Origin of the sequence: Shinella zoogloeoides, from assembly GCF_033705735.1 — a bacterium.
Classification (GTDB): Bacteria; Pseudomonadota; Alphaproteobacteria; order Rhizobiales; family Rhizobiaceae; genus Shinella; species Shinella zoogloeoides_A.
The window spans coordinates 48,048-60,556 of the sequence record NZ_CP131133.1; the positions used below are offsets into that span (position 1 = coordinate 48,048).

The following is a 12,509-nucleotide window of genomic DNA, read 5'->3' on the forward strand; positions in this document are numbered from 1 at the left end:
CCCGTTGTGTTCGCGCTTTGGAACTGATGGGAGATTTCGATGGCAAAGCCGTACGCATCTGAACTGGCCCGGTTGCAGGAGACCCTGCGCTGGGCCTCCTCGACTGACATTGAATCCTTGAGGACTGCAGTAAAGACCGCTGGCCTTTCCCCGTTGTCAGCCATCGGATCTGGAGGGTCGTTGACGGCCGCACATGCGCTCGCAGCACTGCATCAGTTGTTTACCGGCAAACCTGGCCTGGTTCAAACACCCCTCGAAGCCGCGAGCGCGAACTTGGATCCCTCCGTCAGTCAGTGGCTTTTGAGCGCTGGAGGAAGTAATGTCGATATCAACGCGGCTGCGGTTTCCCTCATTGAAAGAGAACATCGCCAAGTCGCCGTGATGTGTGGCCGGCTCGGCAGCCCGGTTACCGAAATTTGTGAACGTCACCCCTTCGTTGATCTTTTGTTGTTTCCGCCACCAGCGGGAAAAGACGGTTTCCTTGCGACGAACTCCCTCGTGGGGTTCTCAGCCCTGCTTGCACGCGCATACACTTCAGTCTTCGACCCAATCGCGTCTTGGGAAGATGTCGCTTCTACAGTGGAGCCATATGCCGACGGAAGCTCAGGCCAGGTTCAAAGTTGGCGAGATTCAGCCAGGGGCCTGTGGGACCGGGCCACCACCGTGGTGCTGTACGGGCCTTCAACAAAAATCGGGGCAGTCGATCTGGAATCGAAGTTCACAGAAGCGGCGCTCGGTATTGTGCAACTGGCTGACTATCGAAACTTTGCCCATGGTCGCCATCATTGGATAGCTAAGCGCGGGCAGGAAACTGCCATTCTCGCTTTCATAACAGATGAGGATAGGGCGATCGCCGAACGAACACTCGCCCTCATTCCAGCGGATGTTCCGATTGCGAAGCTTGAGATCAACGGCCACGGGCCGGCCGCGCTTCTCGGATCTCTCCTGGCTGCGCTGCACGTTACAGGGTGGGCTGGTCTTGCACGGGGCATAGATCCCGGCCAGCCGGGCGTCCCGGATTTCGGTCGAAAGCTCTATCACCTCAACCTCCCGAGCAAAGGCCGGAAAAAGGCTCTAGGCGTTTTGGCCAAGAGCGTGAACGCCGCAATCGCGCGCAAAACCGGAGAGTCAATTCGGCGGCTTGACGAACGAAAGACGCTATCTCATTGGCAGGATGCGTTGACCACCTTTGTTGGACAGTTGGAGTCGACAACCTTTGGGGGTGTCATTCTTGACTACGATGGTACGGTTGTCGATACGCGACAGCGATTTCAACCAGCCCGTCCTGAGATCGTCGCTGAGTTGGAGAAGATAGCAAGAAGCGACGCCACTCTGGCGATTGCGACCGGACGAGGAGTTTCAGTCAGGAAAGACTTAAGGACGGTGCTTCCAGAGGAGCTGTGGTCACGAGTTATCATCGGGTACTACAACGGTGCGATGATCGGAACGCTCAATGACGATAGCGTGCCCGATGGAACGGATGAAGTATGTCCAGAACTCAAAGACCTGGCTGAAGCCTTTCAAACAAGCGATGAGCTGGCCGGCGCGGCAAAGCAAACGAACCGACGTTACCAGATCACTTTGGAACCTCGTCAGTTCATGGCCGAGAACCGGCTTTGGGACATTGCCCACCAATTAATCCTCCGCACCGGCTGCCGGGAAGCCATCGTGACTAGGTCGAGCCATTCGATCGATATCATTGCAAGCGGTGTCAGCAAAACCAATGTCATTCGTCAGGTCCAGGAGCGATTGGCAGGCCGCCAGGTTCTTACGATCGGTGACCGCGGCCGCTGGCCTGGAAATGACTACGACTTGCTGAATGCTCCCATGGGCCTCAGCGTTGATGAGGTCAGCGTCGATCCAGCGACCTGCTGGAACCTCGCGGAACCCGGTCAGCGTGGAATAGCTGTTACGCGAAGCTACCTCGCGGCACTCGAAGTAACCGACGGTGGTTTGCGATTTCGTAAGGGGGCGTTTCGATGAATGAAGATCTCGGCCTCAGGGTTCTCAGCGAAATCATGCAGTGGAGCGATGATGAGGCACGGAAAGAGTTCGACTGGCTACGCCTGATGGCTCGTCTAAAATATGATGGCTACCGCGACTTTCAGGCCGGAATGCGTTTTATTGAGAGCTTGGCTACTTGGCTCCAGCAGTTCAAGGCACAGGCAGAGAGAAAGACCGCCTACGATTTCGTTCGCAATGCACTCGTATACATCGGGCCAAGCGAAATGCAGAGGCTAGTCGAGCAGCTGTATCCAAAAACGGTACGCGATAGGCTTGTGCGCATGGTTGCGGAGGAGCGTAGCGTCCCCCCGTATCGGGTCTATGCAGACGAAGAAGCAAGGAAGGCGGTGGAGCGCTTGCGCCGGCAGACTCTCTTCATGGGCCTGAGTGATGGGGCCCGCATTGACGGTCTGCGGCACAGCAATGTCGGATTCCTCACCAACGAGCAGCTTGTGGTGTCAACACAACTGGACACAGAAAAATGGCAAGACCTTCTCGATAATCTCGAAGAAGGCCTTCAGGAAAAGGACGCCAAATTCAAGCTCGTCTACCTGATCGATGATTTCATGGGCACAGGTACGTCCTTTCTTCGGTACAACGAGGGAAAAAAGAAATGGTCGGGAAAGTTGGCGAAGTTCAAGGAATCGATCGAACTCGCGAGGAAGAACCTCGATGGAAGAGAGATTTTCGCCGACAACTGGCATCTCTGCATTCATCACTACGTTGCCACGCACGCGGCCTCGGCAGTCATCAAAGAACGCGCATCGGCGGCAAAGGCAGCACTGCAGTCAGACGGTTGGGCGTCCGAAGTTCATTTCTCCTTCGGAACGATCCTACCCGAGTCGCTTCCGATCAACGCTCATGGAAATGGCTTTCAGAGCTTCATTGAATTGACGAAAAGCTATTACGATCCGGCTATCCGTACCAAGCACACTGACGTTGGCGGCGAAACCCATCTCGGGCTCGGCTACGGCGGCTGCGCCCTTCCGTTAATCCTCGACCACAACACTCCAAACAATTCCGTCGCTCTGCTATGGGCGGAGACCGACGGCGGTAAACGTGAGGGGGGTGTGGATGCACCGCCTATGAGCCCCCTGTTTCGGCGCCGGCAAAGACATGTATAGGTGAGATTTGGTAAACCCGTTTGAGAAACGCGCAACGGAGTATCTCCAGCAGGACGAGGCGTTTCTGGCAGTCGTGACGCCGGAACCTCTTTCGACGTTCTTCGAGAAGCCAGCCCAGGAGGGGAGGCTCTACGACCGCCTTGCGATGGTGATTGGAACGCCCGGGAGTGGCAAGACCACACTAGCGCGACTCTTCAAATATTCGACGCTGCGGATCCTTCTGCGAAACCGTGGATTTGAAACCTATAAGAATCTCATTGATGGACTTTCTGCCTGTCGTGCGATCGCGGACGGGCAACCTGCTGTAATTGGGTGCAGAATTTCGCTTGAGAGCGAGTATCGGGAATTCTGGGAGTTCCCCTATCCGGACACGCTGAAGGCCTCCCTTACCGTGGCGCTCCTTCAGGCGCGCGCCGTTCTCGCCTGGCTCCGAGATGCGCAGGCCGCCGGCATTGCGTTGGAAGACATTGACATTGTTGCACGACCTGATGCGGAAGCCGCACTTGAAGCGATCGGGGGAGCCAATGGTGTCGGCCTACAGCGGCGAGCGCGTGAGATGGAAACTGCGATCTATGAGATTTCCGCGGCACTGGTGCCTCCGGACATTGATGAGGTTGAACAGAACGCCGCTGCAACCGCTTATCGGCCACTGGATGTCATTGACGCGTTTAGCGTGAAGGACGGAAATGACCTCCTTCAGCTCACGCCCCTCGTCGTATTCGATGACGCCCACTACCTGCACCCTAGCCAGCTTTTGGCGCTCCAGAGATGGCTCGCCCGTCGGGAGCTTCGCGTTGCACGATGGATCCTTACCCGCTTGGATGCACTCGCCCCGGCTGATGTTTTAATCGAAGGGCAGAATGTTTTCGAGGAGGATGAACCTGGGTTGAAGCTCGCCAGAGAGGTGACGACCATCTGGATGCAAAGCAGCGAGGGCCGCGCCAACCAGCGTCGCGCATTCCGCAAAATGGCAAAGGATATGGCCGGCCGATATCTCAGCCAAATGGAAGTCTTCAATCGGAGGGGTCTCAATACGCTTGGTGATCTGCTTTCAACTCACGTCGACACGTTGGCGCCGTCCAAGGTGGAGAAACTGGCGAAGAAGGTTGCTGCAACCCAGCGACGATACTCAATTACCGCCGAACGTCGGACAATTCTTGAGCGCGAAGTTGGCGACTATCTCGAGAAGGGCGCGGAGAACTCCGAGGATATGAAGCTCTCGCTGCTCTCCATCCTACTGGAGCGCTACGCGAACAGAACGCCTCAGCGCGGTCTTTTCGAAGATGAACCGGAAGTGGATATGGAGCCCTCGAAGCCGTTGACCGCAGGCGCAGCAGTGGCCGACGGCGCGAGGATTCATCTCCTCCATCAGTTTGATCGCCCCTACTATTACGGTATCGATGCGCTGTGTGACGCAAGTTCCGAAAACGCCGAGCAGTTTCTCCACTTGGCTGCGCGGCTCGTTGCGCAATCAGAGACTCAGCTCATTCGGTCGAAGTCGCCGACGCTATCGAGCCAGGTCCAGCACAATCTGTTGAGAGAACGGGCCGACGAGATGATACGCGGTTGGGATTTCCCGCTTCATCATCTGGTTAGGCGGCTGTCTCAGGGCATCGCTGATCAGTGCGTCGTCAAGAGCCTTGAGGGGAATGCCCCGTTGAACGGGGGCGCCAACGCTTTCGGGATTCCCCAAGAAGACTTCGACCAGATCCCGAAACTGTACCCGGACTTGGCGAAGGTGCTGCAGTTCGGAGTTGCGTACAATGCCTTTGTGCTGATCCCCAATCATAGCACGAAAAACCGCAACTGGTGCCTAGTGGAGCTGTCAGGCGTCTTGCTGATCCGAAACGGCCTGACGCTGAAGAGGGGCGGCTTTCTGGAGCGGCGTGTCGAGGACCTCGTGCGTTTGACTGAAGAGGCTCCGTGATGGCTCGAGATTGGCGATGGGACCCGTGTGTCTCGCATGATGGCATCGAAGCCGAGCGCTTCGTTGCCGAATATTTTCCAGAGGCGCATCGTAAGACGTTGCTGATTGCTGGGGCCGGATTTGATCCGAGAGCAACCCAGGTCGTGGACCGGTTAGCAACTGGTGGCGCTGACCTCAAAGCGTTGTTCGTACGTGAGAGCAGACCGAATCCAGACGGCGAGTTGACGCGCCGTGCCGAGGCGAACATCGAGCGGCTGAAGTCCGCTATACCCAATCACGAAATCGTCCCGATCGAGATTTTTGGCGCTGACGGCGCGGTTGTCGGAGGGAGGAATGTCGCCGCGGCCGCATCTCGTCAAGATATGGCGTCTGTGACTGATGTCGTCGTCGATATCAGCGCACTTTCCGTTGGTACCGCATTTCCTCTTATTCGGTACTTCGTTGAACTCATCGATCGAGGAAGGGGACCGAAGAACCTCCATTTGTTCGTAGCGCACGACCCTAGTCTCGATTCCCAAATCTCCTCTATCGCAGGCGATGCGCCCGGCTATGTTCACGGTTTTAAGGGTGGACTCACGCTTGACGCTGCGGCCAATGCAGCCAAACTGTGGCTACCTCAGCTCGCGAAGGGGAGGCGGCAGGCGCTTTCGCGTGTCCATGACTTCGTCGTTCCCCATGATACATGCCCAATCTTGCCGTTTCCGGCCCGTGACCCTCGGTTGGGCGATATGCTCGCTGAGGAATATATGGTTGAGTTCGAAAGCGCCTGGAAGGTCGATGCCCGCGATGTCGTTTATGCGGATGAGCAGGACCCATTGCACCTCTACCGAACGATCCTTCGTCTAGACGATCTACGCAAACCAGTGTTTCGCGATGCTGGCGGTTCAATCCTTATTCTATCCCCGCTCGGTACGAAGGTCATGTCGCTAGGAGCGCTGATGGCCGCCTTGGAAAGGGATTTACCAGTCGCTTACCTTGAGTCGATAGGGTATGATTTCAAAGCGTCGGCGGAACGTTCTCTGCCGGCGCCGCATCTCATTCATGTCTGGTTGGAGGGAGACGTTTACCCGCAGCCGCGCCCCAGGCTGAAGAAAGGACTGAATCAATGACCACCTTGACCGAAAAGCCCAGCATTTTTGGTACAGGCCTGATCGCACTCGATCTGGTTATTGGCATCGACAGTCATGCGCCAGTCCATTCTTGGACCGGTGGTACCTGCGGCAACATCCTTGCGATCATGAGCTATCTTGGCTGGGACGCCTATCCGATCGCCCGTATGAACGGTGACCCTGCTTCGGAACGGGTCCGTGTTGATCTCGCCCGATGGGGAGTTCATCTCGATTTCACGGACTGCGCCCCGACGGGTCATACGCCAATCATCATACAGCAGATAAAGCGCGCGCGCGATGGATCCCCGACGCATCGTTTTCTCTGGACATGCCCCCATTGTGGTGAACGTCTGCCAAGCTACCGTCCAGTCACGCAGAATTCTATCGAAGGCATTCTTCCTGCAATTTCCAATTCGTCCGTCTTCTTCCTTGATCGTGTATCTCGCGCGGCGATCTCTCTCGCGGCTGAGGCGGCACGCTCTGGTGCCGTTGTCGTCTTCGAGCCTTCGGGAAAGTCCGATGAGAAGCTATTCGAAGAGGCGCTCCAAATTGCTCACGTCGTCAAGTACTCTGATCAGCGACTATCTGACGCCGGTGGCGCTATGACGGGCGATCGGGCGACGCTACTTGAGATCCAAACACTGGGTTCGCAGGGACTTCGATATCGGCATCGTTTAGCTGGCGCGTCTTCTGACTGGACGAACCTCGCTGCCGTGCCCGCCCCTCGGCTAGTAGACACCTGTGGTTCTGGGGACTGGTGTACGGCTGGATTTTTGATGAATGCGGCATCAGCGGGTATCCAGGGGCTGAAGCAGATGGGTGAAGCTGATCTCGAAAACGCTTTGCGATATGGGCAAGCTCTCGCTGCTTGGAATTGCGGCTTTGAAGGCGCTCGCGGTGGGATGTATGCCTTGGACCGGCAAGAGTTTGCGCGACAGATCGATGCGATTCAGTCTGGAAAGCCGGTGCTTCGCATTGTTGAACGGCCGCAAAGCAGCGAGACCTCTGTTGCATGCCCAGCATGCCCCCGCGAGATTTCTGCAGCGTAAGACTTCCCGCGTGGGATCGCTACTCACTCGTGCGATAGAGCGATGGTGCGGCATGCGCGCGTATTCACGATTTTCGTGCGGACATTAATACCACGGTCGTGGGTTCGGATCCCTTCAAGAGCTTTTAGGGAATTGGTAGTTCGGGTACCGGCCCAGTTGCAGACAATAGCGATACTGCGCTCAACGGCCTCTTCGCACCCGCATTTCGGCCGTTCGATCACCTTCCAGGATTGCTTGAATGGGAACAGTCAGCTCAGCAGCCGAATGCCAGAACTGGGTGCAAACGAGCCGAAATTGCCCGACTTGTCCAAAAGGGACAGCGCTTGCGTATTCGACCCCAGAGACGTTACCGGTCTCAACTTCGGTGGGTTCTTGAACTCAGGCGGCGGGATCCGCTGCTCCAGCTGGTTTAGCCTGAATAGCCCCGAGTTTCGTAGACACCCCCGGGTTAGATTTTCTGCTGCCTCTCGAACTCGACGGGCGACAGCATTCCGTTTCTGACGTGCTTGCGTTTCGGGTTGTAGAACATTTCGATGTAGTCGAATACGTCCTGGCGAGCTTCATCGCGAGAGCGGTAGACCCTGCGACGTATCCTCTCCCGCTTCAGAAGATTGAAGAAGCTCTCGGCGACCGCATTGTCATGGCAGTTGCCGCGTCGGCTCATCGAGTGAACCAGATTGTGGTGCCTGAGGAACGAGGCCCAGTCCATGCTGGTGAACTGCGAACCCTGATCCGAATGAATCAGCACTTTGTCCTTCGGCTTTCGCCTCCACACCGCCATGAGCAGAGCCTGCAATACGACGTCCGTGGTCTGTCGGCTCTGCATCGCCCAGCCGATGACCCGGCGAGAATAGAGGTCGATGACGACCGCAAGGTAAGCGAAGCCCTCGCAGGTTCGGATGTAGGTGATGTCCGTGACCCAGGCCTTGTCCGGAGCCGCGACGTCAAATTGCCGGTCGAGTGTGTTGTCGATAGCGACGGCAGGCCTGCCGCCATAGACGCCGGGACGACGTTTGTAGCCGATCTGCGCCTTGATCCCGGCGAGACGCGTCAGGCGCGCGACCCGGTTCGGGCAGCACATCTCTCCCTGATCGAGAAGGTCGTCGTGCAGCTTGCGATAACCGTAGACCTTGCCGCTCTCTTCCCATGCCTTCAGGAGCAGATCGGTCTGTCGCTTGTCCTCGTTGGCTCGCCTGCTCAGCGGGTTCTTCAGCCAAGTGTAAAATCCACTCGGGTGAACCCGCAGAAGGCGGCACATCGTCCGCACCGAAAACTGCAAGCGATGCAGAGCAATGAACGCGTACTTCACTTTGCATCCCTGGCGAAATACGCGGCCGCTTTTTTTAGGATGTCTCGCTCCTCGGTGACGCGAGCCAGTTCCTTCTTCAGCCTCCTGATCTCCTCAGCCTCGTCGTTGTCTTTGCCGTTCGACGCAGCAAACTTCTTCTTCCATTCATATAGGGAATGCTGGCTCACACCGAGGCGCTGAGAAACCTCAGCAACCGGATAGCCTCGCTCCGTGATCTGGCGAACCGCGTCACGCTTAAACTCTTCGCTGAAATTCGATTTGCTCATGATGCTCTTCTTGCCTCAAAATTAGGAAAGAAGGCGTCTACAAATCTTGGGGCTATTCAGTCCAAACATTCAGCTTGCCTATTGTTGGGCTCATTATCCAGAGCAACGTTTTATCTGGGGCCACGCGATTCTGACGTCTGGGATCGGCGGAAAGGGTCAGCGTGGAGCTCGTGATAAAATTATAAGGACCGGAGGTAGGAAAGCAGATCCGGCTTTGGCTTCCAAGGCGTTGTCTTCGCGGGTTCGATGCCGGCGTGCTTCCAAAAGTTCTGTAGCGCATCGCTCTTCATCTTCAGGTTCGTCGAGATATACCGGTTCGTGGTCGCGATGCTGGAATGCCCAAGATAATCGCGGATCACCGTCACGTCGGTGCCCGACTGCAGGAGCGCGACGGCGCAGCTGTGGCGGAAAACGTGAGGAGTGATGCGGTCCCGAGCCAGCCTGGGTCGATCTTGGACGACTGGCGAGGCATGCTTGGTAAGGATGTATGCAGCTCCATCGCGGGTCAGCGGTTGGCCGTGACGGTTCATGAAAACATGCTGCTGGCCCGCAGCGCCCGACAGGTTTTGCAGGCGCCGCAACGCGTCGGCCGTCTCGCGCCATAGCGGAACGAGCCGCTCCTTGCGGCCCTTACCACGCAATCGGGCTTGGTGCGGTGGCGTCAGTTGAAGGTCCTGCCATAGCAGGCCGGTTGCTTCGCTCACTCTGGCGCCGCAATTATAGAGGAAAAGCAGCAGCGTGTAATCGCGCCAGCCGCTGCGGGTCCGCCGATCGGGATGGGAGATGATGGCCCGCACGTCGGTTGCTTCGAGATAGGTTGCGGGCTTCTGCCTCGCCCGCTTCGACGGGAGCGCCAACACCTGCGTGTAACGGAGCGCATTGTCGAGATCGTTGCGCAAGAGGTGCTTGAAGAAGCTGCGAAGTGCGGCACGGCGGCAGTTGCGCGTCGCGGTGGAGTTGGATCTTCCGTCCTCGAGATGATCGAGGAACCCAGCGACGGTGTCGGCGTCGAGATCCTCCAGCACAAGCGCGGCGGCCTCGCGGCCACGACGCTGGGCAACGAACTGAAACAGCAGCTTGAGCGTGTCGCGATAGGCGCGCGTCGTATGTGGGCTGGCGCCGCGCTGACGCGGCAAATAGTTGGAGAAGAACGACTCCACCAGAGCGAACAGCATCTGAGGTCCGACCTTACTCATCGTGGCTGCCTGGCGTGTCGCATATGTTGTTCGAAGCGTGTGCTCGCGAGTTCCAGGAGTTGCGGCGTCGCCTTCAGATAGACCTCGGTGCCAATGACGTTCTGGTGCCCGAGATAGGCCGAAAGCCAGGGGAGCTTGGCGTGAATGTCAGCACCTTCCTGGGCCCATGCCGTCAGGCGGTGAACCGCGAACGCATGCCGAAACTCATATGGGCGCGCTCCTACGCGCCCCTGCACTGGCTTGATATCGAGGCGGCGCAGGAGTTTGCGAATAGCTTCGGACGCAGCGTGGGTAGCCTTGGTCACGTATGGAAAGAGGTAGATGATAGCGAGGCCGCCAGCGATCATCACGTAGGTGAGCGTCGGAACCCCGATAAGTTCGGGCAACTGGGCCATGAAGATCAGGATCGCAAGTGCGTTGACGAAGCCCGTGATGACCGAGCGGGAGACAAAGCGCATCACGCGGCCAAGCCTCAGCCATCCCGCGACGATCTGGATGATGCCCATCAGGATGGTGGCGGCGAACAGATACTGAAGACCGTGCTCCTTGACCAACGAGATCATGACAACGGCGGTCGCCGCCGTGGCGGCAGAGATCATCCCCGGCCGACCGCCCACGAAGGCAGCCACGCAAGCGATTGCGAAGGAGGCGTAGAGGCCAACCTTCGGATCGACGCCTGCGATCACGGAGAAGCCAATTGCTTCCGGGATGAGCGCGAGGGCGACGACGATGCCCGAGAGCACGTCGCCACGGATGTTGGAGAACCACTCCTGACGGTAGTTTGAAAGAGTTCGCATGGGAGGTTTTTTCACAGTTGAGGCAACGGGCCGAGCAAAACTCGGTCCTCGAAAATGGAATAGGTTGCGTTGCTGTGTTGTCTGGCGGATCGGCGGCCAGAAGAGCCACCCGGAGTCTCACCGGGTCCTTGTGGATGACGCTAAGTAGCTCACGCAGTCCAGTTTTGCAATTACGTCTCGGTCTGAACCCGCCCGCCACAAAACATAGAACGCGGCGTCAAGGTGCGGGTGTGACACCGCTTACGCTGTGACAGCTTACGTTGAAACTGAACCTCGCCGTTCATCGACGCCCCGTGAACCTGGAAAACGGATTTTGCCAGATCCACACCAATCATCGTATCGATACTCATGGTTGCCGTTCTCTCCTTCGTAGCTTGAACCAAAACTACGCTGGCACATCTTGATGCCGTCAGGGAGGGCGGCAACCACCCCATCTCGTTGATCAGAGTCAGAAGATAACGGTTGCAGCGAGAGCGATGGCGGAGAGGAAGGCCATTGGGCACCTGTCTTATCGCGTGGCGACACGCCGCCAGTCTTTGAGACGCCCGAACATGATTTCGATCCGGTTGCGCCGTTTGTAGTGACGTTTGTCGTATTTGATAGTCTTGTTGCGGGATTTCCGACCCGGAATGGAGGGCGTGATGCCCTTGTCGCCCAGCGTTTCCAGCGGTTATAAAGCGTCTTCGCCGGGCCATACTCCTTCGGCGCATCGCACCACCTGAGCCCGTTGCGGTTGACGAAGATGATGCCGCTCAGAACGCGTCGATCATCAACGCGCTGGCGACCATAACAAATTACTCATCAGTCAGGCTCCTGCACGCCCGTCTGAATCACAGCCATTTCTTCAAATCAATGGGTCCTGAGCCTAGAAGCCGTTCGCCAGGCTTGAATACGCCTGTAGTGATGGCTTGGCGAAGTTTCTCCACTGTCTGCTGCGCGGCGATACACGGAAATCCATGGCGGTCGTTCTTGACGAGCTCCTCTTTTGCGGAACCCATAGATAATTTTGTCTGCTTTGCATCAACTAAGATTGACAGAATGTAAGACAAATGATTATGCTGTCTCAGGCATAGAGTTTGGGAGATACAAACACATGGAAAACCTGCGCATCCGCCGGACATACACGATTGTTGAGGACAAGTTCGAAGACGCAGGCCAGCTTGCACCGGTCCCCGTGCGGAAGGTGGCTGTGGTCACGGTGCTCGAGAATCCCTACGCAGCCGCCGGCTTCGTAAAAGATTTGTCGCCTCTGACCAAGGGCAGCGTCGAACTGGGTCGGCGCATGGGCGAAATGGCGTTGGCCGCGCTCGGCGAATACACGGCTCAAGGCTATGGAAAAGGCGGGCTGGTAGGCCTCGGCGGCGAGCAAGAGCACGCCAATGCCTTGCTCACCACCGTGTTCGCCAACCCCATCCGAGAGGCGATCGGAGGTGGCGAGGCCTGGATATCGTCGATGCAGAAGGTGGTTTCGCCGGGCGCTACGATCGACATCCCTATGAACCACAAGGATGATGTCTATGTTCGGTCCCATTATGAGGGGATGACCATTACATTGCAGGGGACGCCCATGCCCGACGAAGTAGCGATCATCTTCTGCCTTGTCAGTGGCGGGCGTATCAATGCGCGCGTTGGCGGCCTGACGCATGAGGAAGTGTCGGCTAGGAGCCGGTAGACGATAACACAATGACAGAGGCTTGAGGTGCGCGATGCGGACGGCGATTGTAAATA

Annotated in this window: 8 protein-coding genes, 3 pseudogenes and 1 other annotated feature; of the genes and pseudogenes, 6 read left to right on the forward strand and 5 right to left on the reverse strand. The window is 57.3% G+C overall.

The window, feature by feature from the left end; all coding sequences use genetic code 11:
• Nucleotides 1-39: 39 nt before the first annotated feature.
• The 5 genes from ShzoTeo12_RS27730 to ShzoTeo12_RS27750 are packed head-to-tail and all read left to right on the forward strand — an operon-like array spanning nt 40 to nt 7,213.
• Nucleotides 40-1,983 carry an HAD hydrolase family protein gene (locus ShzoTeo12_RS27730; RefSeq protein ID WP_318914564.1) on the forward strand — a complete coding sequence of 648 codons (1,944 nt, stop codon included), beginning with the start codon at nt 40-42 and terminating at the stop codon, nt 1,981-1,983.
• Nucleotides 1,980-3,128 (forward strand): hypothetical protein, encoded by a 1,149-nt coding sequence (locus tag ShzoTeo12_RS27735; protein ID WP_318914565.1) that lies wholly within the window; start codon nt 1,980-1,982, stop codon nt 3,126-3,128. The genes ShzoTeo12_RS27730 and ShzoTeo12_RS27735 overlap by 4 nt, the downstream gene beginning before the upstream one ends.
• A 7-nt stretch (nt 3,129-3,135) precedes the next feature.
• On the forward strand, nt 3,136-5,055 hold the full coding sequence (locus ShzoTeo12_RS27740) for a hypothetical protein (RefSeq protein WP_318914566.1): 1,920 nt from the start codon (nt 3,136-3,138) through the stop codon (nt 5,053-5,055).
• Nucleotides 5,055-6,164 (forward strand): hypothetical protein, encoded by a 1,110-nt coding sequence (locus tag ShzoTeo12_RS27745; protein WP_318914567.1) that lies wholly within the window; start codon nt 5,055-5,057, stop codon nt 6,162-6,164. Before ShzoTeo12_RS27740 ends, ShzoTeo12_RS27745 begins: the two co-directional genes overlap by 1 nt.
• Nucleotides 6,161-7,213, forward strand: coding sequence for a PfkB family carbohydrate kinase (locus ShzoTeo12_RS27750; protein WP_318914568.1), 1,053 nt, complete (start codon nt 6,161-6,163; stop codon nt 7,211-7,213). Before ShzoTeo12_RS27745 ends, ShzoTeo12_RS27750 begins: the two co-directional genes overlap by 4 nt.
• Before the next feature lie 448 nt (nt 7,214-7,661).
• On the opposite strand, the gene ShzoTeo12_RS27755 is transcribed toward ShzoTeo12_RS27750, so the two are convergent.
• The 5 genes and pseudogenes from ShzoTeo12_RS27755 to ShzoTeo12_RS27775 form a co-directional block, all read right to left on the reverse strand.
• A protein-coding gene (locus ShzoTeo12_RS27755; protein WP_413251210.1) for an IS3 family transposase occupies nt 7,662-8,788 on the reverse strand; the annotation gives its coding sequence in 2 pieces (ribosomal slippage) (nt 7,662-8,560 and nt 8,560-8,788; 1,128 coding nt in all).
• A gap of 179 nt (nt 8,789-8,967) precedes the next feature.
• The gene (locus ShzoTeo12_RS27760) at nt 8,968-9,984 is read right to left on the reverse strand and encodes a tyrosine-type recombinase/integrase (RefSeq protein WP_318914570.1); all 1,017 of its coding nucleotides are present in this window, start codon (nt 9,982-9,984) and stop codon (nt 8,968-8,970) included.
• Nucleotides 9,985-10,244: 260 nt separating this feature from the next.
• A pseudogene (locus tag ShzoTeo12_RS27765) lies at nt 10,245-10,781 on the reverse strand (SulP family inorganic anion transporter); the annotation flags it as partial.
• A 75-nt stretch (nt 10,782-10,856) separates the two neighbouring features.
• Nucleotides 10,857-10,912 (reverse strand) — a sequence feature (sul1 is cis-regulatory element that is thought to sense ions involved in sulfur or methionine metabolism; They are found in Alphaproteobacteria).
• 120 nt (nt 10,913-11,032) lie between these two features.
• Nucleotides 11,033-11,131: pseudogene (locus ShzoTeo12_RS28365) on the reverse strand (IS110 family transposase); the annotation flags it as partial.
• Nucleotides 11,132-11,292: 161 nt separating this feature from the next.
• Nucleotides 11,293-11,570: pseudogene (locus ShzoTeo12_RS27775) on the reverse strand (transposase); the annotation flags it as partial.
• A 304-nt stretch (nt 11,571-11,874) separates the two neighbouring features.
• On the opposite strand from ShzoTeo12_RS27775, the gene ShzoTeo12_RS27780 reads away from it, so the two are divergent.
• A complete protein-coding gene (locus tag ShzoTeo12_RS27780) occupies nt 11,875-12,453 on the forward strand; it encodes an amino acid synthesis family protein (protein WP_318914572.1) in 579 nt (192 codons plus the stop codon).
• Nucleotides 12,454-12,509 lie beyond the last annotated feature (56 nt).